The sequence below is a fragment of the Celeribacter baekdonensis genome, from assembly GCF_900102315.1.
Classification (GTDB): domain Bacteria; phylum Pseudomonadota; class Alphaproteobacteria; order Rhodobacterales; family Rhodobacteraceae; genus Celeribacter; species Celeribacter baekdonensis.
Genome location: NZ_FNBL01000001.1, coordinates 425,309 through 449,667 on the forward strand (window position 1 = coordinate 425,309; position 24,359 = coordinate 449,667).

Genomic DNA, 24,359 nt, shown 5'->3' on the forward strand with positions numbered 1-24,359 from the left:
CCGAAAGACCATCACGTCGAAACCACTGCCGCATAAGCCCCCAAATTTCACATGAATTGCCCAAACCTGCCCCAATCCCGCCTCAAACCAGCGTCAAAGCATTAACCAAGATCCGCAAAGGCCTGCTGAAACGCATGCTCTCTGCGGGCGTTAGATTTTGACCTCGTACCCAGTGGACTCCCATGGCCGTCTATGACCTGAATTTTTATACGATCACCCCGACGAGCTTTATCTCGAACACCACGGGATCGACATTCACCTATGCTGGCCCCAGCGTGGCTGAAGGCTCGGCATTGATCAACGACACGGGCACAGGCGTCAATCAAACGGCGCTGACCGACGACAATGCGGGGGAAAGCGGCACAACTGGCACCGTGACCGTGGGGGCGAACACCTCCACCGGATCGAATATTGACGCCGAAGCCGTTTGGACGGTCAAAGACATGACCACGGGCGAAGTGTTTCAAATCGCCTCTCTCGACGTGGAAAATGGCGCGGCGGCGGGCACATATACCCTGTCTGAATCGCCGCTGATTCCGGGACATACCTATCAGGTCGTCGCCTATGACTCCCTGCCCGATGCCACGGATTCAACCCCGGATCAGGTGTTCAGCTATGCCGATTACACCGATGGGGTCATCGAAGGCACCGCAGGCGACGACACGATCAACAGCACCACCACCCAAGACCCCCAAGGCGAAATGGTGGATCAGGGGATCGCGGTTGAAAGCACGTTCAGTTGGGAAACGCTTGGGACCGACGGCAGTTCGATTGCGGGTGGCCTGTCGACCGACATCAACGGTGTGCAAGTTGATGTCAGCTATACCGATCTGGGTCCGGGCCAATCCGCCACCATATCAAATGAAACCCTCTACACCGAAAACGGCGATTTCGACCGGGACAGCTCGGTGCTTTTGCTGGGCGATAACAGTTCGGGCGGCGGCTCTGACACCTCAAGCCTGACCTTCGATTTCTCCTCTGCGACCGGGGCTATGGCCGACGAGGTGCAAAATGTCTCTTTTCGGATCAGTGATCTCGACGTTTACAGTTTCACGGATACGATCACCATCACAGCGGTTGATGCCGACGGCAATCCCGTTGCGGTCACAATCACCTCCGAAGGGGCTGTCTCCGTTTCGGGCAACACCGCCACCGGCACCGCAGATGCCACAGGGATCACCGCCGGAAACGCAAATGGCGCGATCTTGGTTGAAATCTCAGGCCCTGTCTCGTCGTTTACAATCACCTATGGCAATGCCGATACCGGGTATCAGGGCATCAATATTTCTGACGTCACTTTTGAGGCGATCTATGCCGATTATGACGATGTGATCGACGCGGGCGCGGGCAATGACACGATTGACGCGGGTCTTGGCGATGACACGGTTTACGGCGGCACCGGCAACGACGCGGTTGTGGCCGGCGATGGCAATGACACCGTTTACGGCGGCACCGGCGATGACATTCTGGATGGCGGTGACGGCACTGACGTGCTCTTTGGCGAAGACGGCAATGACACGCTGATCGGGGGTGCGGGCGACGATACGATGAGCGGCGGCACCGGCAATGACACGTTCATCGGCGGCGCGGGCAGCGATAGCATGAGCGGTGGCTCCGGTCAGGACACCGTAGATTATTCCGCCTCAAGCGCCGGTGTGAGCGTCAATCTGGCCAACGGCACTTTCTCTGGCGGCGATGCGACGGGCGACAGTGGCTCCGGCATTGATGGCATCATCGGGTCGGATTTTGACGACACGTTGATCGGCTTTGATGGCCAAAGCACCGATGGCGTCGACAGCTATACCAACGTCTTTTATGGCGGTGCGGGCGACGATTACCTCGATGGCGCGGGTGGCGACGACGAACTTTATGGTGGCACGGGCAATGACACGATCATTGGCGGCGCTGGTGCCGATCTGATCGACGGCGGCGACGGCGACGATACGATCTACGCCGGTGGCGGCGACACGATCACCGGCGGCGAGGGCAATGATACGATCATTATCGACCCGTCGCAATTGGACGGCAATGCGATCAACATCATCGGCTCGGAAACCGGCGACAGTGACACGGGCGATGTGTTGGACCTGTCTCTGTTGGGGTCCAACTTTGTACATGGTTCGATTGTCTATGACGAAGCCGATCCCGAAAGCGGCTCCCTGACATTGGTCGATGGCACAACCATCACTTTCTCCAACATCGAAACCGTGATTTGCTTTGGCAAAGGCACCCGTGTGGCCACGCCTTATGGTCCGCGCCGGGTCGAAGACCTGAAGCGCGGAGACCTGGTGTTGACGCTCGATCATGGCCCGCAACCGCTGCGCTGGATTGGTGCGCGCGAAGTGCCCGCCCTGGGGCGGTTTGCCCCGATCGAGATTGCCAAAGGCGCTTTGGGCAATTCCGACACTCTGATCGTCTCACCACAACACCGGATGTTGCTGAAAGGCTGGCAGGCGGAGATGCATTTTGGTGCCTCAGAGGTCTTTGCCGCTGCAAAACACCTGGTCAATGACAGCACGATCCGACCGCGTGTCGGTGGGCTTGTCACCTATTACCACCTGATGTTTGACGCCCATGAGGTGATCTTTGCCGAAGACGCCCCTTCCGAGAGTTTCCATGTCTCGGATTACTCACTCACAGGCGTGGCAGATGCGGCGCGTGATGAGCTGTTTGGCCTGTTCCCAGAGCTGCGCGCCCTGCCCTCGGGCCATGGCGACACCGCACGCAAATGCTTAAAAGCGCATGAGGCGGGACTTTTGGTCGCCTAAAGCCTTTGAATAGAAATCTGGGCGTTCAAGCCAATAAGTTCGAACGCGTCATACACGTCATGAACAAATTTTGGGGATGGTTTGCACTTTTCCATAGGAAAGGATTTGGTGCGGGTGGAGGGACTTGAACCCCCACGCCTTGCGGCGCTAGAACCTAAATCTAGTGCGTCTACCAATTTCGCCACACCCGCGTGGCGCTTCAATTAGCAAACTGCATTCCCTGATGCCAGCCACAAAACACGGGTATCGCGGGGCAAATCGTAAAAAATCCTATCCGGTAACCAAAAATTGCCATATTCTGGGTCAATCTACTGAGGCAGTCGCATAATAAGGCCCTGACATGACCGATAACGGCAGCGGGCACGAGAATGAGCGTTATGACGGGCGTAATCCGTCTCAACGACTTCGCGTGCAGGATATTTTCTCCAATTACGCCAATGGCTTGCCCATGGGTACTGAGGTAATGACGGCGGATGGAATCCTGCCGGTTGAATACCTTGAACCGGGTGATCGGATCATCACCCGCGCCGGAATGCGCCGCCTGCGCGACATCGACACGCTTGCGCCAAAACGATTCAAATTGGTGTTTGAGCGCGAAGAAGCGATCTATGCCGGGGGCGTTTTGGTGATGAGCGAAAGCGGATTGCCCTTCGCGGCCTGATCACCGGCCGAGTTCCCGACAAAAGTGACGTATTTTTAGGCGCGCTTTTTCATGTCTTGCTGTTGTACCGCCCCGGATTTTGCGGATTTGGACCCGAAAGCCTGAAAGACTGTGCCGCCCCCTTCATTGCAGCCCAAATACTCATAGCCCAAGCTGACGAAACACCTTCGGCAATTCCTCTGGCAAATCTTCCGCGATCAAACCGGGGCCAAAGCTGCGCGCGGCCTCAGTGTGAAGCCAGGCGCCGGTTTCGGCGGCCCGATGCGGCGAAAACCCGCGTGCCAAAAGCCCGGTGATGATCCCGGCCAACACATCGCCAGACCCAGCGGTGGCAAGCCAGGGTGCGGCCCGCTCATACACGGCAGCGTTGACAGTGGCGCGGCCATCGGGGGCGGCAATCACCGTATCGGGGCCTTTGAACAAAACCACGCACCCGGCACGTTTGGCGGCCTCACGGGTAGCATCGAGTTTGGAATAGGCCGGACCTGTGGTGGCGGGCGCGTCGAGTTTGGCGGTGAGGTCCGGGAACAGCCGTTTGAATTCGCCCGCATGGGGCGTGAGGACGCAGCCGGGATGCAGGGCGGCGAACAGACCCTCGTCCTGCGAGAGCGCCGTCAGCGCATCGGCATCCAGCACCGTGGGGCGCTTGGCGGCCAGCAGAACAGGCAGAACCGCCCCTGCCCGTTCAACGCCAAAGCCCGGCCCGATGCAAAGCGCGTTGATGCGGCTGTCTTTGAGCGTTTCGGTCAGCGCCTCAACCCCATCAATTTCCGTGAGCATGATGGCGGTGAGCTGTGCCGCATTTTCAAACAGCGCGTCATGAGCTGTGCCAAGGGTCACAAGCCCCGCCCCAACCCGCAAAGCCGCGCGGGCAGCCAGACGCGCCGCACCGGTTTTGCCAGAGGGGCCGGAGAGGATGAGGGCGTGACCGTGGGTGTATTTGTGTTGGATCGCCCGCTTTGTCAGAAAATTTGGTTGCGAACCATGTTCGACCGAAAGAACGTGCGATGCCTCCATTGCATGTCTCAATCCAATATCCGCGACAACCGTTTTGCCGCAGCACTGAGGGCCATTCGCCAAAACGTGACCCAATTTCTTTGCATGAAACGAGACCGTAAGATTTGCGACATTTGCAAAATCTAAGGGCTGATCGTCCCCAAGCCATTTTCCGGAGTCAGCGCACAGCCCACTTGGCACATCTACGGCAACAACTCGCGGCCCAATGCGCCGCGTTTTCCACTGGCTCTGACATGTGTTGAGCAACATTGAGAGATGCCTGAATGAAAGAAAGGGCCGCGTGAGGCCCGTGCCCAAAAGCGCATCGACCACAATGGACGGCGGATCGTCTGTCGGAAATGCCCCATCAAACGTGTCATCTTCACAGGGTAATACCGCCCCCAATTCCCCCCACCGCTTATAATTCGCCCGCGCATCCGGCGGGAGTTTTTCGGGGTCGCCATAGAGAAACACCTCCACCTCCCAACCGCGCTGTTTCAGGAGGCGGGCGACGACAAATCCGTCACCGCCATTGTTACCGGGACCACAGAGGACCACGGCTTTGTGCGCGGTGAGGGCAAGCTCGGGCCATTCCTTCAGGATGGCGTCCACGACACCCTGCCCGGCGCGCTCCATCAGGGTCAGCCCGGTGACTGATCCGGAGGCAATCGCAGCCTGTTCAATGGCGCGCATTTGGGCCGATGTCAGGAGTTCGGTCATCGTTTGGGCCTCCGCTCAACCGTTGCGACCGCGCCTGAAGGCGCGGTGGGAATGGCGCGCATTTGGGCACTGGTCAAAAGTTCCGCCATAGTTTTCCTCAAAAGTTTTATTTTTGCACATTTTAAACTCGCATCGCACAAATTATAAGCAGAGCCATGCGAATCCTGTGGGGCTTTCTCGCTTAGTCCAGCCTAGCCGATTGTGGCGGCAGATGAGAAATGGTCTGACAGTCAGCGAACCAAGTTTAGGGAGTCGAAGGTCGATGAAAAAGATCGAAGCGATCATCAAGCCCTTCAAGCTCGACGAAGTGAAAGAGGCGCTACAAGATATTGGCGTTCAGGGTCTTTCGGTTGTCGAGGTGAAGGGGTTCGGGCGCCAAAAGGGCCACACAGAACTGTACCGCGGTGCAGAATACGTCGTGGATTTTTTGCCGAAGGTGAAAATCGAAGTTGTGCTGGCCGCCGATCAGGTCGACAGCGCGATTGAGGCGATTGTTGCAGCGGCAAAAACCGACAAGATCGGCGACGGCAAGATTTTCGTCTCTCCGGTCGAACAAGCCATTCGTATCCGCACCGGCGAGTCTGGCCAAGACGCGTTGTAAGGGGGGCATGGGGCGGAGTGAACCGCCCTCATGTCAATTTATGTTTTTCTAACTCAGAGGGAAAAGGTCACAATGAGCATCCAAGACGTTCTCCAGACCATCAAAGACGAAGACGTTCAATACGTCGACGTGCGGTTCACCGATCCGCGCGGCAAGCTGCAGCACGTCACACTGCGCTACACCGAAATCGATGAAGGCTTTTTTGAAGACGGGTTTATGTTCGACGGGTCGTCGATCGCCGGTTGGAAATCCATCGACAAATCCGACATGAAACTGATCCCGGACCCGGATTCGGTTTATATCGACCCGTTCTATGCGGAAAAAACCATGTGCGTGCATTGCTCCGTGGTCGAACCCGACACCGGCGAAGCCTATGAGCGCGACCCGCGCGGCACCGCACAAAAAGCCGAGGCCTATCTGAAGTCCTCGGGCATCGGTGACGCCTTCTACTGTGGCCCGGAAGCTGAATTCTTCCTGTTCGACGACGTGCGCTTCTCCGTGTCGATGAACAAAGTGTCCTACCAGATCGACGCGCTTGACGGTGCGTGGAACTCCGACACCGAATACGAAATGGGCAACACCGGCCATCGTCCGGGCATCAAGGGCGGCTATTTCCCGGTCAACCCGATTGATGACGCTCAGGACATTCGTGGCGAAATGCTGACCACCATGGCCAATATGGGCATGAAAGTGGACAAGCATCACCACGAGGTGGCCTCTTGTCAGCATGAGCTTGGTCTGATCTTCGGAACGCTGACCACGCAGGCGGACGAGATCCAGAAATACAAATACGTCGTGCACAACGTCGCCCATGCCTATGGCAAATCCGCGACCTTCATGCCGAAACCGATGTCTGGCGACAACGGCACCGGGATGCATGTCAACATGTCGATCTGGAAAGACGGCAAGCCGTTGTTCGCAGGCGACAAATACGCTGACCTGTCGCAAGAGGCGCTGTATTTCATCGGCGGCATCTTGAAACATGCCAAAGCGTTGAACGCGATCACCAACCCGTCCACCAACTCCTACAAACGCTTGATCCCGGGTTTCGAAGCTCCGGTTTTGCGGGCGTATTCCGCCTCCAACCGCTCGGGCTGTGTGCGTATCCCGTGGTCGGAATCCCCCAAAGCCAAACGCGTCGAGGCCCGTTTCCCCGACCCGTCCGCCAACCCGTACCTGTGCTTTGCGGCCCTGTTGATGGCTGGCCTCGACGGCATCAAAAACAAAATCGATCCGGGCCCCTCGTCCGACAAAGACCTCTACGATCTGCCGCCGGAAGAATTGGCAGCGATCCCGACGGTTTGCGGCAGCTTGCGCGAGGCGCTTGAAGAATTGGAAGCCGACATGGACTTCTTGCTGGCTGGCGACGTGTTCACCAAAGACCAGCTTGAAGGCTACATGGCCCTCAAATGGGAAGAAGTGTACGCCTACGAGCACACACCGCACCCGATCGAGTACAAAATGTACTACTCCTGCTAAGCAGGTCGGTTTTACAAAGATTTGGAAAGGGCTCCTTTGGGGGCCCTTTTCTTTTGGGCGCTTTATACGCCAAAACTTTGGGCGCATCTTGCGTCCCGGACCACGCTCCACCATGATTGGCCCATGATCCATCTCCGCCCGCATCACCTTTTGTGCCTGCTCACCTATGTGGGAAAAGGGTATACCCCTGATTTTGTTCATAATTATGACCGCATTGCCGCGCGGATGTCCAAAGGTGAGGAAATTGAAATCGTGGACGGGCCGGACGACATTTGTGCGCCGCTTTTGAAGGAGGACGCAGCGCATTGTCATGGGGACAGCGTGGGCGCGCGCGATGCCTTGGCGGCGCGCGATGTGGGGGCTTTGCTGGGGCTTGAGATCACGGTCGGGGTAAGGCTTACCCTGAATGCCGCCCGGCTTGAACAATTGAGGGCGGGGTTTGCCAGTGGGCATGTCCGCATCGCTTGCCAAGGGTGCGACTGGGCCGATCTGTGCACGGATGTGGCGCAGGGAGGCTTTGCGGGCGTGCGGCTGACGGGAGACCTCTGAGCACCCGCCCCCTGCCCGCCCTTTACTCTCCCGGGCTAAAATTCCCCTTGAAACCGACATTGCGCCTTGGCCTGATGAACATATCTTAAGGGGGAGCAATCATGGTTTTAGAAATCACCAGAGTGACGAAAGTCGTCAATCACAGCACCTCATCCATCGAAATCCGTCAGTTTGAACGCGGCGATGTGTTGACCCTGCCCAAAGGCGGCGTCGCGACCTGTGACATCCCGATCCCGTGGCACAGCTTCACCCATCCGGCAGATAAATTCATGCGGGTCTTTTTCTATGCCAGCCAGCGCTATCATCTGTTGTGGCAACGCGATCAGCATATTTTGACGGGCGACATCAACAACGGCCATCCGACATGGCCGAATGGCAGCGTTCTGGGACCGCGTGATCTCTATATCTATGGCAGTACGGCGCAAACCTATGGCATCCGGCTTTATGATGCGGGCAAAAGTCCGCCACCACTGGCCCTCAACCCGGTGCCGAAAAGCGGCATGAGTGGATTTTCGGCGGCTAAGGCCGAAGAGGATGCGCCCGAGACGGCACAGGCTGCCCTGTTGGCGGAGGCACCCGACTATATCCGGGTCCCGCGTCCCGCCCCCCGGCCCCGCCCCGCAGGATGCCGGCTAAAGCGTTGGCACAGAGGCAAAAAAGACGACGCGACCGGAAAGCGCGCGCACGGCGATCATCGCGCTTGTGAACGCCCCGCCCACGCACATCAAGACGCTGTACTGTTTAATCCCGCACCGTCGAGGACGTGCGACAGTATTCGGTCACGCTGACGTAATCCTTGCGCGGCCCGATCACGCGCCAACGCGCCCGCCAAACCGGCCACTTCGAGAAATCATAGCGCACCTCGTAGCGATCCGGGGTGCAATCATGGTCGGCCTCGGGATGGGTTTGGGTCGGGTCAAAGCTGTGAAAATATCGACCATCGTCAAAAAACACCGCGATCAAAGCACCTTCTGCGCGCCAGAGATAGCGGCGGGTGGCCTCAAACGGTGTGTCGACGCCGGGCATGTACAAAAGCCCGTGTTCCTCTTGCATAAGCCCTTCTGAATCCAAGGTAAAATCACATGTCCCCGCAAGCCGTGCCGCACCCTGTCCAGAGGCGGCACGGCGGTCGTCGATCTGGCGTGAGATCGTCCAAAGTCCTGTAAAATCGGCAAGCTGAAGCGTCATGCCCCCTCTATAACGCGGGTGCACGCAGGGTCAAAGGGGATGAAAGAGGGCCACACCGGATCACGGCAAGGGTGAATCCATGCGGATGTCTGGCAAGGCCTCGCCAACCAGACCACGCGCATGTCGGTCCGCAACAATACTATCCAATTGTCGCGCCACATCGCGCACGGCCTGGATATGTTCGCTGGCCCATTGGCGGCGATGTTGATGCACGACGGACACGCCGCCAACCGCCTGCCCGTTCAGACGATAGGGCACGCCGATATAGGCCATGATCCCCATTTCAGTGACCGCATCACTGTCTTTGACCAGCGGATGAGAGAGCGTATCGTCGATGATCAATTCATGGTTCATCTCAATCACAAGATGGCCAATGGTCAGACGGGGCACGAGCAATATGTCCAACTTTCGGCCCACGGGGTGGTTGGTGTTGGCCAAAACCTCAAGTGTCGGCGCGACTTCCCCGGTGCGGGCACGAAAAATCACCACCCCGGAGGGCAGAATGTCGTCATGCAGCTGCTGCGCAAATCTCATCAGCTTGGGGTCGGCAAAATCAAACACAGAGCTTGTCCACTTCCCGTCCACGCCGTTCAAACGTCGCCCCACCAAGATACCACGTTCTTGCCCAAACCCCAAAGCGATTTGATCGTTTCCTCGCATATGATCCTCATGCATGGTCACACCTGCCGGATGCGCATTGACTTGCTCTTGGCCCGTCAGACGCGTATGAGGCGCGCGAGCGTTTGCGTACACGAAAGGACTGCCATGATCCCCCGTTACTCCCGCAAAGAGATGGTCGACATCTGGGAACCCGCCACCAAATTCAAAATCTGGTACGAGATCGAGGCCCACGCCTGTGATGCGCAGGCCAAGCTCGGCGTGATCCCGCAGGCAAACGCCGACGCCGTCTGGAAAGCCCGCGATGTCGAATTCGATGTCGCGCGCATTGACGAGATCGAAGCTGTCACCAAACATGATGTCATCGCCTTCCTCACCCATCTGGCCGAACATGTCGGCTCGGATGAGGCCCGGTTCGTGCATCAGGGGATGACCTCCTCCGACGTTTTGGACACCTGCCTGAACGTCCAGCTTGTGCGCGCCGCCGACATCCTTTTGGCGGATATGGACAAATTGCTCGCCGCGCTGAAAACCCGCGCGCTTGAGCACAAGATGACCATCCGCGTTGGTCGCTCCCACGGCATCCACGCAGAACCCACCACGATGGGGCTGACCTTTGCGCGCTTTTATGCTGAGATGGACCGCAACAAGGCCCGCCTTCAGTCCGCCCGTGAAGAGGTCGCCACCGGCGCAATCTCCGGCGCAGTTGGCACATTTGCCAATATCGACCCAGCCGTCGAAGAGCATGTCTGCGCGCAACTCGGTCTCAAACCCGAACCGATCTCCACTCAGGTTATTCCGCGCGACCGTCATGCCATGTTCTTTGCCACCTTGGGGGTCATCGCGTCTTCGATTGAAAACGTCGCCATCGAGATCCGCCACATGCAGCGCACCGAGGTCCTTGAGGGGGCCGAGTTTTTCTCCGCGGGGCAAAAAGGCTCCTCGGCCATGCCGCATAAGAAAAACCCGGTGTTGACCGAGAACCTCACCGGTCTTGCCCGTCTCGTCCGCATGACCGTAATCCCCGCAATGGAAAACGTGGCACTCTGGCATGAGCGCGACATCTCGCATTCCTCCGTCGAACGCGGCATTGGCCCGGACGCCACCGTGACGCTCGATTTTGCCCTCAACCGCTTGGCCGGTGTGGTCGAAAAAATGTTGATCTTCCCGGACAACATGCTCGACAACATGAACAAATTTCCGGGCCTCGTGATGAGCCAACGTGTGCTTCTTGCACTCACGCAAGCCGGCGTGTCGCGTGAGAACGCCTATTCCATGGTGCAACGCAACGCGCTGAAAGTTTGGGAAGAGCGTCTGGATTTCCGTGACCTCCTCTTGGCTGACGAAGAGGTTGTGGCCGCCTTAGGCGTCGACGGCATCAACGAGAAATTCGACATGGATTATCACACCAAACATGTCGACACGATTTTCAAACGGGTGTTTGGCGCCTAAGCGACGCCCGACGCTCCAAACCCGGCTGATTCTATGATATGCTCTCCCAAAGGCCACCGCTTTTGGGAGAGTTTTATGTTGAAATGCATCGTCACCACCCTCGCCTGCCTGATGTCCCTGTCCAGTCCGGTTTGGGCCCAGGACCTCACCTGCCCGCACGAACAAAAACTGGCCTCCTGTGCCGAAGGGCTCATCTGGGATAGCAAAACCAGCACCTGCGTCGAACAGGTGATGGGCTAAAATTGGCGTGACCCGGGCTTGAGTTTGGCCGCCGTGCTATCTCAGCTCAAAATTTAGATAAAATCCTGCGCATGCGGGCGTTTGGTCCGCGTCTGGTAGCTTTGCGTTAAGGTTGATCGCCCAATGTAGCCCCGTACTTCGGTGAATCACCAAACACCCAAATCAAGAGGCGCGCGTGGCAGGATTTCCCCAAATTTCGGATGACATGGGTTCTCTCCCCGATCTCGGGTCGATGGGCGATTTTGGCAACATGGGAGATATGGGCGGGTTTGACATGCCCTCGCCCGTCTCGCGCATGCCCGCCAAACTGTCCAAACGTGCGAAAGCCGCGGTCATCGTCAAACTGCTCGCCGCCCAGGACATCAAATTGCCTCTGGCGCATTTTCCCGAGGAAATGCAAGTCGAATTGGCCCATCAACTGACCGATCTGCGCTATATCGACAAGGACACGCTGGCCTCTGTCGTCGAAGAATTCTTAGAAGAACTTGAGGCCATTGGCCTGTCCTTCCCCGGCGGGCTTGAGGGCGCGTTGCATGTCTTGGATGGTACGATCTCGGCCACCACCGCCTCAAAACTGCGTAAAAATGCCGGATTTTCTTTGACGGGTGATCCGTGGGAGCGCATTTCCGACATCGACATTTCCCGCCTGATGCCTGTGCTGCAAGAGGAAAGCGTGGAAGTCGGCGCGGTGCTTTTGTCCAAACTCAAAGTCTCGAAATCGGCTCAACTGATGTCGATGCTGCCGGGCGAGCGCGCCCGCCGCATCGCCTATGCCATTTCTCTGACCTCCTCGATCTCGCCGGCCGTGGTTCAGCGCATCGGCATTTCCATCGCCTCGCAACTGGACGCGCAACCGCCACAAGCCTTTGCCGATCACCCGCCCGAACGGGTCGGCGCGATCCTCAACTTTTCCAGTTCCGCCACCCGCGAGGGTGTGCTTGAGGGCTTGGACGAGACCGACAAAGCCTTTGCCGAAGAGGTACGGCGCAATATCTTTACCTTTGCCAATATCGCCACGCGCATTGATGGCCGTGATGTCGCCAAAGTGGTGCGCGGGGTTGAACAAGACATGCTGATCAAAGCGCTCGCGGGGGCCACGGGCGAAGCGGCGGCCTCGACCGATTTTATCCTGTCCAATATGTCCAAACGCATGGCCGATGGTCTGCGCGAAGAAATCGCCACCCTCGGCAAGGTCAAAGAATCGGATGCCGAGGAGGCCATGAACGCCGTTGTCGCCGCCATCCGCGACCTCGAATCCACCGGGGAGATTTTCCTTTTGACCGGCGACGAAGAGTAAGCTGCGCAGGTCGATCGTTCTTGGTGCAAATGCCCATTGCATTTGGACCATATGGACAAATCCGGCCCTCAGACCTAGCGTCGCGCCATGATATGGTTCTCAACTCTCACCGCCCAGTCGCGCGGCATTCTTTTCATGCTCACCTCGGTGACATTTTTCTCACTGATGGATGCTGTGGCCAAACGGTTGAGCGGGGAGATCGACCTGTCGCAAATCCTGTGGGCCAGATACGGTGGGCAATTGTTGATTTTGGTGGTGCTCTTTGCACCACGGCTCAAAACCTTGCTCAAAACCCAACATCCAAACCTCCAAATTCTGCGCGGGCTTCTGCAGCTCACAGCCGCCGCATGTTTTTTCGCGGCGCTCAAAACCCAAGGGCTGGCCGAAGCCACCGCCGTGGCCGATCTGGCCCCCGTCTTGATCACGCTGGGGGCTGCGGTTCTTTTGGGCGAAAACGTTGGCGCGCGCCGTATTATGGGGATCATCGCCGCCCTGATCGGCGCGTTGATCATCATCCGGCCTGGGGCCGCGGTGTTTTCTTTCGCCTCGCTTTGGCCCTTGGGGTCGGCGGTCTGTTTGGCGGGCTACGCCCTGTCGACACGTTACATCGGGATCAAGGAAAACCCGTTCACCGCCCTGCTCTATTCCGGTCTGATCTGCACCGCGATCATGAGCTTGATTGTCCCGTTTCGCTGGGTTGCTCCAAGCGGCGAGGCCCTGATGTTGATGGCTGTGATGGGTGCGCTTGGCGCGGTTGGGCAATGGATGATGATCCGGGCCTATGCGGCGGCGGAGGCCTCGGCCATCGCGCCGTTTTCCTATGCCGGATTGCTTGCGGCCTCGGGCTGGGGCATGGTTTTCTTTCACCAACTGCCCGATTTTTGGACCGTGATTGGCGCTCTTGTGATCGTGGCAGCCGGGCTTTATGTCTGGCACCGCGAGAAACAGAGCCGTATCTCTCCGACTGCAAACCTGCCCCAAAAGTGAGCCTGCCATGAAAATCAAACGCGCCGATATCGAGGGGTCCTTGGGACAGTACCTTGAAAATCTGCTGATCCGTGGGATTTTGGGCGCAACTTTAGCGATGCCCTATCAAACGCGCGTGCGCATGATGGGGTGGGTGATGGCGCATGTGGTGGCGCCCTTGGCCGGATATGATCGGCGGGTGCGCGAAAACTTGGCGCATGTGATGCCCGATCTGCCTGAGGCGGAGGTCAAACGACTCACGCGTGCCGTGGCAAACAATGCCGGTCGCACATTGATCGAGATTTATTCCGGCGTGGATTTCATTGACCGGATGAAGGATGTCACCTTTGAGGGCCCCGGCGTTGAGGTCCTTGAACAGGCCCGTGCCGCACGGCGTCCGGTGATCCTTTTAACCGGGCATTTTGGCAATTACGACGTCCCCCGCGCCGCGTTGATTGCCAAAGGCTATGACATCGGATCGCTCTATAACCCGATGAAAAACAAGTTTTATAACGCCCATTACGTCAAGGCGATTGGCACCATCGGTCAGCCCCTGTTCCCGCGCGGACGCAAAGGCTATGCCAAATTGCTGGCCCATTTGAAATCCGGCGGGATGATTGGGTTCTTGGTGGATGTCTATGTCCATGCCGGGCCGATTTTGACGTTTTTCGGCAAACCGGCCCGCACCGCTTTGTCTGCGGCCGAACTTGCGTTGAAATATGACGCGCTTTTGGTGCCGATCTACGGCATTCGGCAGCCGGATGGGCTGACATTCCGGGTTCAGGTCGAAGCCCCCGTGCCGCATGGCGATCCAGAGCAGATGACGCAGGCGCTCAACGATAGTTTGGAGGCGGTGACACGTCAACATATGGAGCAATGGTTTTGGATTCACCGGCGCTGGAAACCGGAGCGTTTGGAAGACCAACTGGCCAAAATGGCGCAAGCCGAAGACGAGACACACGAGGCATAGCAGGTCGCTTTGGCGCGCCGGCAACAGATCACATCAAAATATCGGCAATGACCCCAACCGTGATCGCGCCGATCGGTTCACCGGTCGCCGGATCGGTGATGGTGGCCGAAACTTGCGATTGCGACACGCCTGTTGAAGGGTCGAATTCGATGTCACCGACGTGAACGGCCCCGACGCCAACGGAAAACGTCTGTTGAAATTTCGCCTCATCGCCCTGCCAGTAATCAGACGTTGGCATGGAGGCAGCCACGTTCAGACCTTTGGCATCCATGATGAAAATTTCAGTGATAATGCCGCCGTTGCCAGCGACGCTATGGACGAAAAAATTCGCGATATTGCTGTGGATCACCTGATCGACCATTGGGCGATCCTTGGTGACGACCTGGTCACGCCATGTTTTATCAAGCTCAAGGATTTCGGCCTCGCTCAAACTGGCGGTGGTTTCGTTTTGATCCCGAATAGCCCCAAGGAGCGTGGGTTCGCTCAGCCAAGGGGCAATGTTTTCTTCAAAATAGGTTTGGATCACCGCCTTTGCCTCGGGCGAATTCAACCCGATGGAGGCGGCAGAGACCGGCGTGGTGCTGATCAACGTCATCCCCAAAACGGCGCAGGCGGTGGCCGCCAGTGATTGAATCCCAGTTTGCGCCCGAGCGGCACCGAGCGTTAGGACAAGAAAGCGGAACAGCGGCATGTGACCTCCAAAGTGGTATGCGCGACAAGGGTGTCTCCTTGTCAACCGCAAGCCTAATCGCAAATCCTTTAGAGCCTGTTAAAGCGTCACATGTCTGAAACGGGGCGCGCGTTAGTCGGCGCGGGCGACCGAGAGGATCGGACCGGGACCTGCCGCTTGCAGGATCACAGCGGTGCGATCTTTGCCGGGGACATCGAGGATCACGGAGAGCGGCGCGGTGCCATCCCAATCGGCCACAGAGGTCCATTGGGTGACGACATTGGTGTAATCCACCACACGCCCGGCATTTTCGCCGCGTTCAATGTCGACACGCGCATATGGGATGTAACGCACGAGGTACAGCCGCATCAACGGCGGCAAAGCCCCGGTGGGGAGCGCCGTCACGGTCAGGGCCGAGCCCGCACGGAGCACCGAGAGGGTGACAGGGGCGGCGGGGCTGGCGTGGTGATGAGCAACAAGATCGACCAAACGCATGGGTTTGGCACCGACGAGGTGATCAAGCCCCTGCACAATCATTTGCGGTGTGTAGATGGTACGTTTTCCGGCGGCATGGGCATAGGCTTTTTGCCGGTCGGTGAATTGTGGTTGGGCAAACTCATCGCGCCACCCGATATAATCCCAATAGTCGACATGCAAAGAGAGCGGCAGAACGTCGTCACGGGTGGCGAGTTCTGCCATCATGGCATCGGCGGGAGGACAGGAGGAGCACCCTTGGGAGGTGAAAAGTTCGACGACGACCAAAGCGGGCCTGCTCTGTGTGGCGGTGCCTTGAGCGTCCTGAGCGACAAGAGCGCCCGGAAGTGTTCCGGTGATCACACCGGAAAGGACCGCGAAGGTGAGGCCTGCCATAAATTGTCGCATGATGTCTCCGTCTTTGTCCCTTGCATAACGATGTGAGAACGCAGGTGCCAATCAAGGTTTTGCGAGAAAGCGTTACAGTGACGTAAAGACCGCAGGGGTAAAAGAGGCCATGCGCGCCATGGGATATCCGACTTATTTCATAAGGAAAGCGCCAATTCGCCCGGATTGAGCGACGCGCGGCGGGCACGCGGGTTTTTTTGTATACCATTGCACACAAAAATGCATCTCCCCTCTTGAATGGACTCGGCCAATAGGCCAAAAGCAGGGCAGCATAACCCTGTTGACACTCTAAGGGAGGCCAACCCCATGACTGTAGTTGTCGGTCAAGATACCGCAAAAACCCGCCGCGAACTCGACGTGAACGGCAAGAAAATCGCTTATTATTCCATTCCCGCCGCGCAAGCTGCCGGATTTGGCGATTTCTCCAACCTGCCCGCCTCACTCAAAGTGGTGCTGGAAAACACTCTTCGGTTTGAAGACGGCGGTTTTTCCGTCTCCACCGACGACATCAAAGCCTTTGCTGAATGGGGCGCCAATGGCGGCAAAAACCCGCGCGAGATCGCCTATCGCCCGGCCCGCGTGTTGATGCAGGATTTCACCGGCGTGCCCGCCGTGGTTGACCTTGCCGCCATGCGCGACGGCATCAAATCCCTGGGTGGCGATGCCAAAAAGATCAACCCGCTGGTGCCTGTCGACCTTGTGATCGACCACTCGGTGATGATCGACGAATTCGGCAACCCGCGTGCGTTCCAGATGAACGTGGACCGCGAATATGAGCGCAACATGGAACGTTACCAGTTCCTCAAATGGGGCCAGACCGCGTTTGAAAACTTCCGCGTTGTGCCGCCCGGAACCGGCATTTGTCACCAGGTGAACATTGAATATCTGGCGCAAACCGTGTGGTCAGACAAAGATCAAACCGGTGTCGAAGTGGCTTACCCTGATACGCTCGTCGGCACCGACTCCCACACCACCATGGTCAACGGCATGGCCGTTTTGGGCTGGGGCGTGGGCGGGATCGAGGCCGAAGCTGCGATGCTCGGTCAGCCGATTTCCATGCTGATCCCCGAAGTCGTGGGGTTCAAACTCACCGGCGAAATGGTCGAAGGCACCACCGGCACCGACCTCGTGCTCAAAGTCGTCGAAATGCTCCGCGCTCATGGCGTGGTTGGCAAATTCGTCGAATTCTACGGCGAAGGCTTGGACAAACTGCCGGTCGCACAGCGCGCCACCATCGCCAACATGGCGCCCGAATATGGCGCGACCTGCGGCTTCTTCCCGATCGACAATGAAACCCTGCGCTACCTCAAACAAACCGGCCGCGACGAAGATCGCATTGCTTTGGTTGAAGCCTACGCGAAAGAGAACGGGTTCTGGCGCGGTGCGGATTATGCCCCGATCTACACCTCCACGCTTGAGTTGGATATGGGCGAAATCGTTCCGGCTATTTCCGGCCCGAAACGTCCGCAAGACTACGTTGCCCTCACTGGCGCGGCACCTGCCTTTTTGAATGTTGTGACCGAATATCGCGGGATCGACACCAGTGCTGCGGCGGAAAAAATGGCCTCCGAAGGCCCGGCCCCCTCTAACGGGAAATCCAAAGATCCGCGCAAATCACAAGCTGTCGACGGCCAAGACTATGCCCTGCGCGATGGCTCTGTCGTGATCGCCTCGATCACCTCTTGCACCAATACCTCCAACCCTTATGTGATGATCGGCGCGGGCCTTGTGGCACGCAAAGCGCGCGCATTGGGTCTGACCCGCAAACCTTGGGTCAAAACCTCGCTGGCCCCCGGCTCGCAGGTTGTGACCGAGTATCTCGATGCGGCGGGTCTATCCGAGGATTTGGATGCCATCGGCTTTAACCTCGTCGGCTACGGCTGTACCACCTGTATCGGCAACTCCGGCCCACTTCAGCCTGAAATCTCCAAAGCCATTTCAGATGGTGATTTGCTGGCCACCGCTGTGTTGTCGGGCAACCGCAACTTCGAGGGCCGGATTTCTCCCGATGTGCGCGCCAACTACCTCGCCTCCCCGCCGCTCGTGGTGGCCTATGCCATCGCCGGTGACATGAACATTGACCTCACATCCGAGCCACTCGGTCAGGACAATGATGGCAATGACGTCTACCTCAAAGACATCTGGCCGACGAATGAGGAAATTTCGGAGCTGGTTGAGCAAACCGTGACTCGCGAAGCCTTCCTCAGGAAATACGCCGATGTGTTCAAAGGCGATGAGAAATGGCAGGCTGTGGACGTCTCCGGCTCTGAGACCTACGACTGGCCGCCGACCTCGACCTACATCCAGAACCCGCCTTACTTCCAAGGCATGGCGGCGGAAAAAGGCACGATCCACAACGTCAAAGACGCCAAAGTCCTTGCCATCCTGGGCGACATGGTCACCACCGACCACATCTCTCCGGCAGGCTCCTTTGCGCAGACAACGCCCGCCGGGAAATACCTCATTGATCGCCAAGTTCCGGTCCGTGAATTCAACTCCTACGGCTCGCGTCGCGGCAACCACGAGATCATGATGCGCGGCACGTTTGCCAACATCCGCATCAAAAACGAGATGCTCGATGGGGTCGAAGGCGGCTACACCAAGGGTCCGGATGGGCAACAGGCGGCCATTTACGATGCCTCCATGGCCTACCAAGAGGCCGGCACTCCGCTGGTGATCTTTGCCGGCGAACAGTACGGCGCGGGGTCCTCGCGTGACTGGGCGGCCAAAGGCACAGCGCTCTTGGGCGTCAAAGCCGTCATCGCCGAAAGCTTTGAACGTATCCACCGCTCCAACCTGGTTGGTATGGGCGTTGTTCCGTTCGAATTCACCGGTGACGACAATCGCAAATCTCTGGGCCTGACCGGCGACGAAACCGTCTCCATCACCGGCCTCGACACGGTCACCCCGCTGGCAACCCTGCCCTGCGAGATCACCTATGCGGACGGCACTGTGAAGATCATCCAAGTCAAATGCCGCATCGATACCGCCCCTGAGATCGAATACATCGAAAACGGTGGCGTGCTGCATTACGTTTTGCGTAACCTCGCGAAATCGTAAGAGTTTACGCAGGTTGAGATAGAAAAGCCCCGCTTCGGCGGGGCTTTTTGCATATTTGGCAAAGGGGCAACATCACGCTACGCTCATCCGACCCACTCTTTTTCACAAAGTCGATTTCATGCTCTCCAGTCTTCCCCTCGCCCTTCTTCTCGCCCTTTCGCACCCGCCTATGGCGTCCAACAGCGATCTGATCCAAGTCAGCGAAGACCTCTCTCCCTATGGCGACCCACTTGTCCAATACGAGGGCCCAAATAGTCTTTTAGAGATTTGGACCGAGGAGGCCGAAGCCTGCACCCATCAAAATCCCCTGACACGCCCGCAAAAGGTGGTGAAAAGTTGTAGCCTTGTCTTGAACGACAGGGTGCTTGAGGCCGCTTGGCCCCTCTTTTACACGCAGCGCGCCATTGCTTACCACAGGTTGCACAGACCTCAGAACATGCGCGCGACGCGGAGGCTGCGCGGACTGGGACACAGGAGCACATGCTCGAAGATGTGGCGAATAGGTTTTGGACAGCCCAACTTTGGGACGAGCACCGCAAGACCATGGATGCCTTGATCGCGCAGACCCAAAGCGCAGACCACGCGCGCGACTGTTGCGACCGCCTCATCACCCGCCAAGAGGTTGATTTGGCGATGACCTATTGTGAACGAGCCTATCAAATTGAACCGACCTCGGACGCAGTGCTCTACACGCTGACCTATGTGTATAATCTCGCCAAACGCGGCGAAGATGCGCGCCGCATTGCACAAGAAGGTCTCACCCTTTACCCAAGCTCGGTGCCCCTCATGTATGAGATGGCTTGGGCCATTGCGATTTCAGGAGATCAAGAGGGCGCGATTGCCTATGCCACGGACATCTATGCCAGAGCAAACTCTGCCGGGCTGATACAGGCGGAGTTGCTGCAAGAGTTTCTTGAAAAGGCGCGAGAGTGGTGATCTGGACGGTTAGCCCGCTGTCCCCTTTTGCTCAAACGCGACCCTCATCTGGCTGAGCTGATCTTGCTCTGATCGGGTGAAGGACGTTTGCTCCACATCATCCATGATCGCTTTGATCAAAAACCACTCCGTTTTGTTTCGGATCACCCCGCGCCGAAGGATCTTGGTCGCGTCCTTGATGGGATCTCCGACGTCGCTGAAATAGCTGCGGCCATCGTGGCGCGCACAGTAAAATTCTAAAAAATCTTGCACCTTTTTGTCACCAAAGGCGCCCTCCTCATAAAGATCGCAGCTAAAATCATGGATGGCTTGGTTTGTCCCTGAGATGAGGCCACTCAGTGTCGCTTTGCCGGTTTCAACCCAGTTCAACATCGCCTCTCTGGACGGCACCGCGTCAAAGGAGGATAGATGCTCTTTGGGCACACTGCACTTTTTGAACGCAACAATGGTTTCAAAAACCCCATAGAGACGATCAAATTCGGCCCGCATCTCTTGTTTGGATCGCCGTGCCATCGCGCAGTATCCCGCACCTCAAATGATGTTTTGCAGATCATGATTAAAAAGCATTTCTGAATCAACGCTAAAGAGGTGCCCCCTTACAGGAACATACTGTTAGCCGGCGCATGACCCTGCCCCAAAAGCCGCCACAACGCACATGATCACGGCGAAACCGATCTCAATCCGCCAAACGGATCGGAAACTCGGCCAGTGCCTTGGCTTGATCCGGGGTCAGCGCCTCGGGGCGTACAATTTGTGTATGGATCGTGAACACCACCGCCCGCGTGTTCGGCAGGCGCACAAGGCTTTGCCGCTCGACCCGAATATAGCGCGACTGATTTGATCCGTGGCGCAAGTCGCCCTCGGAGCGTGGATAGCTCAGAGGCGCATCAGAGCGCGAGGCGGTGCCGCGCATCAGCCCCCGTCCCGGCTGCACCCCGTTCATCATCCGCTGGACCCGCGCGGCCAGCTCCGGCGTATAAAGTGCAATCGGCTGATGAATCCGCAGCATCGGTTGCATGAATTTCTCCGACAGACGCCAGCCCGAGGGAAAACACAGCGCGCCGCCGGTCAACACGCTTTGCATGCTCGCGCCCGTCGGGTCCGGTTGCATCAGGCAAAAATCATTTTGCATCAGCCGGGCGAGGGTCTTGATCGGCGCGTCCCGCTGAAGCGCCACGGTGACGCCATCGGGTCGGGTCACCGCATCTTGCGAGACCGCAAACCCCAGCCCCGGCAAAAGCCCCAACACCATGTCATATAATTCCTCGGCAGCGGGCCGGGCGCTCTCATCCAACCCCAGGACCTCCCCCGGCTGGGTCGCAATCAAATGATCGCGCAACGCCATTTGGGCACCATACGCGCTGTCGACCTCAAGCCAATCCTCAAGCTCAAATGGCACCACCCCCGGCAACCGCCGGGTGCGCGGGTCCACCCAGGGGGCAAAGCTCAGTTTTGTCTGTAGAATCTGTTCCATAGACCGTAGACTGCATCGGAAACGGGGGCGCGGAAAGAGGCCAGATCAGATCATGGATGAGGCCAGCGCGATCACGGTTTAAACACGCTCTCCAAGGCCGGGGCGGTCAGCTCAAATTGCCGATCCGAGGTGATATAAGAATCGCCATGCAGCCGTGCGATCGGTTGATAAACCTCAGGGTTCACATAGCGGCCTTCACTGTCCAGACAGTCCCGACGCACATGCATCCGCACCACCTCAAGCACGACCAAAACCCGGTTCGGCCAGTCCAAAATCCGCTCCATACGACATTCAAACACGCAAGACGCGCCCACAATGCGCGGCACGTCAACGGCATCACAATCCGTGGTCTCGACCCCGGCCAAGGACAGCTCATCCACGCCATTGGGCACCGACAGCCCAGCGATCAACATCGTGTCCGCCAAAGCCAGATCGACCATATGAATGGCGCAGACGCCACTGCGGCGGATGTTGGCGGCAGTGTCTTTTTCCTGATCCGGTTTAGAGGCGATGCCCAGCACCAAAAGCGCGGGATCGGAGGACATGACGTTGAAAAACGACATGGGGGCAGCATTGTTGCTACCATCCGGGTTGCGGGTCGTGACCAAGGCGATGGGCCGGGGACCAACGAAATTGGTCAACAAGCGATAGCGGTCGCGGGCGGGAAGTGTGGTGAAATCAAACTGCATCGGGACCTCTCAATCGGTTCGGCCCAAACAAGCAGACTGCGCGCGGATTGGCAACGCGCCAAGGGACCTCCCCCGGCGCTTGCGTGATTTATGCCATCTCGGTGAACCTTTGTTGGGCCTTTGTCTCATACGCGGTGGTTTGCGCGATGACGGGCTGTGCCCCACAACGCGCCACCCAGTCCTTGATCACCGGCACGTCTGGCAAAGCCTGCGGGAACCACAAGAACGGCGATGCCAAAAGCAGATCGACGACGCTATAGCGCGCGCCCAAAATGTAATCGCGTCCCTCTAAACCCGCCGCCAGCGCCGTGATTGCCTCCGGCAAGCCTCGAAAGGTTGAGGTCAACATCGGATGGCTGATCTCGGCGATATTGAGCACAAAGACCGGCTCCAACACATTGCCGTACCACGCCATCCAAGACAGCATCGTCGCCCGCCCCGGCGCCCCAACTTTGGGCGCGAAATCGGAAGGAAACCGATCACAGAGGTAAAGCATGATCGCATTGGTTTCGCGGATTGTTTCCCCCTCTTCGGTGACCAACAACGGCACCTTGCCCTCAGGATGCGGGTTGTTCGGATCGCGCCCGCCCGACCCGTCCTGACGCGGGATGTCGGTGAGGCGGATGTCGATCTGATCCATGACATCAAGGGCCGTCAACAGGGTGATGATCCGGGTCGAGCGCGAATTCGGGGCGTGATAGAGCGTCAGCATGGGATGTCCTTTTTGCTTTGCGAATAATCCTCACTCTGGCACCGTACTACTGACAGATTCCGTCAGGAGACCCCTGCCAGAGTGAGGCGAAAGGACAGCATATGAGCAAATCAGCACGCCTGTTTCGTGTCATGCACCTGTTTCGTTGTTTGCCCGCCCCGGTCACCGCGGCGCGGATGGCGGAGGATCTGGGCGTGTCGGAACGCACAGTGTATCGCGACATTGAAAGCCTTCGGGTCGCAGGGGCGCGGATCGAAGGCGAATCGGGGCTTGGCTACACGCTCAGCGAAGACATCGCCTTGCCGCCACAGACCCTGAGCCAATTGGAAATTGAAGCGCTGGTTTTGGGCCTCTCTGAGGTGCAACATCGCGGTGATCCGGCGCTGTCTCAGGCCGCAAGCGATGCTTTGGCCAAAATCACCGCCACCCTGCCCGAGGACAAACAACGCCACATCCATCATGCCGTGGGCCTTGTGCATCGCTATCAAACACCTGCGGTGCCCTCGGTGGATATGTCCGCTCTGCGCGAGGCCTGTTGGCAAGAGCGCGCGATCCATATCACCTATCGCGACCGTGCGGGCGTGAGGAGCGAGCGCGTGGTCTGGCCCTTGGCCATTGTCTATCTGGACCGTGAATTGATGCTCTTGGCGTCTTGCCAGCTCAGGCAGGCATTTCGGCAATTCATCATCAGTTCGATCACCGATTTCACGCTTATGGACCAGAGTTTTCGCCCTCACCGCGTCCGGCTTTTACGCGACTATATTGCCGAATTGAAAACCCGGCATGTGGTCGCCCCGGCCAGTGATCGCCCCAGCCTGTGATCGCCCCAGCCTGTGACAACGGCGCAAAATCATCGCAAACGGTGAGATGTAGCGTTTAAAGCACCGCTTTGACCGCCTCAGGAGGCCGCCCCAGCGCCACGCCTTTCTCCGTCTCGACAATTGGCCGTTCCATCAGACGCGGATGGGCTGCAATGGCATCCAAAATCGCCTCAGGGTCGGAGGTGACGGTGAGACCCATGTCCTTTGCCTCGGCCTCTTTGGCACGCAAAAATGCCCCGGCAGGCAGACCAGAGCGGGCCACAAGCGCGGCCAATTTGGCGCGCGACACCGGGGTCTCAACGTAGAGAACCACCTCGGGCGTGATCCCTTCGGCCAGCAAAAGCGCCAAGGTGTCGCGGGATTTGGAACAGCGGGGATTGTGATAGATCGTTGTCATGGCACGCCTTTTCAACCTGAATTTGACACGCAGAATGGGGCGGGACGTCACCGGGGGCAATGTGAACAAATCAGGAAACCGATTGTTTCCGTTCCACCTCTGTTCACGGTTATCACACATTAACCTTTCGCCCCTAAATCTAAGCTCATGAAACATCTTCTCTCCCATATCCCGCTGCCCATTGGCGAAATTTTGTTGCTCGTCCCTTTCTTG

The 24,359-nt window shown here is 57.9% G+C and carries 24 protein-coding genes and 1 tRNA gene; 14 read left to right on the forward strand and 11 right to left on the reverse strand.

Going from position 1 to position 24,359, the window contains the following annotated elements; all coding sequences use genetic code 11:
- Positions 1-182: 182 nt before the first annotated feature.
- On the forward strand, positions 183-2,768 hold the full coding sequence (locus BLT54_RS02105; protein ID WP_083351649.1) for a Hint domain-containing protein: 2,586 nt from the start codon (positions 183-185) through the stop codon (positions 2,766-2,768).
- A 106-nt stretch (positions 2,769-2,874) separates the two neighbouring features.
- Here the strand turns inward: BLT54_RS02105 and BLT54_RS02110 are convergent.
- Positions 2,875-2,959 (reverse strand) — tRNA-Leu (locus BLT54_RS02110).
- A gap of 149 nt (positions 2,960-3,108) precedes the next feature.
- Here BLT54_RS02110 and BLT54_RS02115 point away from each other — a divergent pair.
- Positions 3,109-3,429 (forward strand): Hint domain-containing protein, encoded by a 321-nt coding sequence (locus BLT54_RS02115; protein ID WP_074640544.1) that lies wholly within the window; start codon positions 3,109-3,111, stop codon positions 3,427-3,429.
- Between the two features lie 141 nt (positions 3,430-3,570).
- Here BLT54_RS02115 and BLT54_RS02120 read toward each other — a convergent pair whose 3' ends face one another.
- Entirely contained in the window at positions 3,571-5,145 is a 1,575-nt protein-coding gene (locus BLT54_RS02120) for a bifunctional ADP-dependent NAD(P)H-hydrate dehydratase/NAD(P)H-hydrate epimerase (protein ID WP_074640545.1), read from the reverse strand.
- A 262-nt stretch (positions 5,146-5,407) separates the two neighbouring features.
- Between BLT54_RS02120 and BLT54_RS02125 the strand changes: the two genes are divergently transcribed.
- The 4 genes from BLT54_RS02125 to BLT54_RS02140 all read left to right on the forward strand — a co-directional run bounded on the left by BLT54_RS02125 (position 5,408) and on the right by BLT54_RS02140 (position 8,562).
- Complete coding sequence (locus BLT54_RS02125) at positions 5,408-5,746, forward strand: P-II family nitrogen regulator (RefSeq protein WP_074640546.1); 339 nt, start codon at positions 5,408-5,410, stop codon at positions 5,744-5,746.
- 72 nt (positions 5,747-5,818) lie between these two features.
- On the forward strand, positions 5,819-7,225 hold the full coding sequence (gene glnA, locus BLT54_RS02130) for a type I glutamate--ammonia ligase (RefSeq protein WP_009571426.1): 1,407 nt from the start codon (positions 5,819-5,821) through the stop codon (positions 7,223-7,225).
- Positions 7,226-7,348: 123 nt separating this feature from the next.
- A complete protein-coding gene (locus BLT54_RS02135; RefSeq protein WP_074641450.1) occupies positions 7,349-7,774 on the forward strand; it encodes a DUF1284 domain-containing protein in 426 nt (141 codons plus the stop codon).
- A gap of 101 nt (positions 7,775-7,875) precedes the next feature.
- On the forward strand, positions 7,876-8,562 hold the full coding sequence (locus BLT54_RS02140; protein WP_074640548.1) for a hypothetical protein: 687 nt from the start codon (positions 7,876-7,878) through the stop codon (positions 8,560-8,562).
- Here BLT54_RS02140 and BLT54_RS02145 read toward each other — a convergent pair.
- Both BLT54_RS02145 and BLT54_RS02150 read right to left on the reverse strand, forming a co-directional pair.
- Positions 8,516-8,962: a DUF6314 family protein gene (locus tag BLT54_RS02145; protein WP_074640549.1), complete on the reverse strand. Its 447-nt coding sequence runs from the start codon at positions 8,960-8,962 to the stop codon at positions 8,516-8,518. The genes BLT54_RS02140 and BLT54_RS02145 overlap by 47 nt on opposite strands.
- A gap of 60 nt (positions 8,963-9,022) precedes the next feature.
- Positions 9,023-9,622 carry a GAF domain-containing protein gene (locus tag BLT54_RS02150; RefSeq protein ID WP_176832805.1) on the reverse strand — a complete coding sequence of 200 codons (600 nt, stop codon included), beginning with the start codon at positions 9,620-9,622 and terminating at the stop codon, positions 9,023-9,025.
- Positions 9,623-9,727: 105 nt separating this feature from the next.
- Here BLT54_RS02150 and purB point away from each other — a divergent pair, with 105 nt between their 5' ends.
- The 5 genes from purB to BLT54_RS02170 all read left to right on the forward strand — a co-directional run bounded on the left by purB (position 9,728) and on the right by BLT54_RS02170 (position 14,505).
- Positions 9,728-11,032 (forward strand): adenylosuccinate lyase, encoded by a 1,305-nt coding sequence (purB, locus tag BLT54_RS02155; RefSeq protein WP_074640552.1) that lies wholly within the window; start codon positions 9,728-9,730, stop codon positions 11,030-11,032.
- Positions 11,033-11,107: 75 nt separating this feature from the next.
- Positions 11,108-11,272, forward strand: a complete 165-nt coding sequence (locus BLT54_RS22460) for a hypothetical protein (protein ID WP_176832806.1) — start codon at positions 11,108-11,110, stop codon at positions 11,270-11,272.
- Between the two features lie 175 nt (positions 11,273-11,447).
- The gene (locus BLT54_RS02160) at positions 11,448-12,569 is read left to right on the forward strand and encodes a flagellar motor switch protein FliG (RefSeq protein WP_342707827.1); all 1,122 of its coding nucleotides are present in this window, start codon (positions 11,448-11,450) and stop codon (positions 12,567-12,569) included.
- An 87-nt stretch (positions 12,570-12,656) separates the two neighbouring features.
- Positions 12,657-13,556 (forward strand): DMT family transporter, encoded by a 900-nt coding sequence (locus tag BLT54_RS02165; RefSeq protein WP_074640553.1) that lies wholly within the window; start codon positions 12,657-12,659, stop codon positions 13,554-13,556.
- 7 nt (positions 13,557-13,563) lie between these two features.
- Entirely contained in the window at positions 13,564-14,505 is a 942-nt protein-coding gene (locus BLT54_RS02170) for a lysophospholipid acyltransferase family protein (RefSeq protein WP_074640555.1), read from the forward strand.
- A gap of 28 nt (positions 14,506-14,533) precedes the next feature.
- Here BLT54_RS02170 and BLT54_RS02175 read toward each other — a convergent pair whose 3' ends face one another.
- On the reverse strand, positions 14,534-15,196 hold the full coding sequence (locus tag BLT54_RS02175) for a hypothetical protein (RefSeq protein WP_245707933.1): 663 nt from the start codon (positions 15,194-15,196) through the stop codon (positions 14,534-14,536).
- Between the two features lie 111 nt (positions 15,197-15,307).
- Complete coding sequence (locus BLT54_RS02180; protein WP_074640556.1) at positions 15,308-16,057, reverse strand: DUF1223 domain-containing protein; 750 nt, start codon at positions 16,055-16,057, stop codon at positions 15,308-15,310.
- Positions 16,058-16,363: 306 nt separating this feature from the next.
- On the opposite strand from BLT54_RS02180, the gene acnA reads away from it, so the two are divergent.
- Together acnA and BLT54_RS02195 are read left to right on the forward strand one after the other, a co-directional pair.
- Positions 16,364-19,117, forward strand: coding sequence for an aconitate hydratase AcnA (gene acnA, locus BLT54_RS02185; RefSeq protein ID WP_074640557.1), 2,754 nt, complete (start codon positions 16,364-16,366; stop codon positions 19,115-19,117).
- 480 nt (positions 19,118-19,597) lie between these two features.
- Positions 19,598-20,053, forward strand: coding sequence for a tetratricopeptide repeat protein (locus BLT54_RS02195; protein ID WP_074640560.1), 456 nt, complete (start codon positions 19,598-19,600; stop codon positions 20,051-20,053).
- Between the two features lie 9 nt (positions 20,054-20,062).
- On the opposite strand, the gene BLT54_RS02200 is transcribed toward BLT54_RS02195, so the two are convergent.
- The 4 genes from BLT54_RS02200 to BLT54_RS02215 form a co-directional block, all read right to left on the reverse strand.
- Positions 20,063-20,566 (reverse strand): hypothetical protein, encoded by a 504-nt coding sequence (locus BLT54_RS02200; protein ID WP_074640561.1) that lies wholly within the window; start codon positions 20,564-20,566, stop codon positions 20,063-20,065.
- A 163-nt stretch (positions 20,567-20,729) separates the two neighbouring features.
- Entirely contained in the window at positions 20,730-21,527 is a 798-nt protein-coding gene (locus tag BLT54_RS02205; RefSeq protein ID WP_074640563.1) for a heme-dependent oxidative N-demethylase family protein, read from the reverse strand.
- Between the two features lie 71 nt (positions 21,528-21,598).
- Positions 21,599-22,216, reverse strand: a complete 618-nt coding sequence (locus BLT54_RS02210; protein ID WP_074640565.1) for a flavin reductase family protein — start codon at positions 22,214-22,216, stop codon at positions 21,599-21,601.
- Between the two features lie 88 nt (positions 22,217-22,304).
- Positions 22,305-22,928 carry a glutathione S-transferase family protein gene (locus tag BLT54_RS02215; protein WP_074640568.1) on the reverse strand — a complete coding sequence of 208 codons (624 nt, stop codon included), beginning with the start codon at positions 22,926-22,928 and terminating at the stop codon, positions 22,305-22,307.
- Between the two features lie 101 nt (positions 22,929-23,029).
- Here BLT54_RS02215 and BLT54_RS02220 point away from each other — a divergent pair, with 101 nt between their 5' ends.
- Positions 23,030-23,749, forward strand: coding sequence for a helix-turn-helix transcriptional regulator (locus BLT54_RS02220; RefSeq protein WP_074640570.1), 720 nt, complete (start codon positions 23,030-23,032; stop codon positions 23,747-23,749).
- Between the two features lie 55 nt (positions 23,750-23,804).
- Here BLT54_RS02220 and arsC read toward each other — a convergent pair whose 3' ends face one another.
- On the reverse strand, positions 23,805-24,146 hold the full coding sequence (gene arsC / locus BLT54_RS02225) for an arsenate reductase (glutaredoxin) (protein WP_074640572.1): 342 nt from the start codon (positions 24,144-24,146) through the stop codon (positions 23,805-23,807).
- Positions 24,147-24,359: the final 213 nt, after the last annotated feature.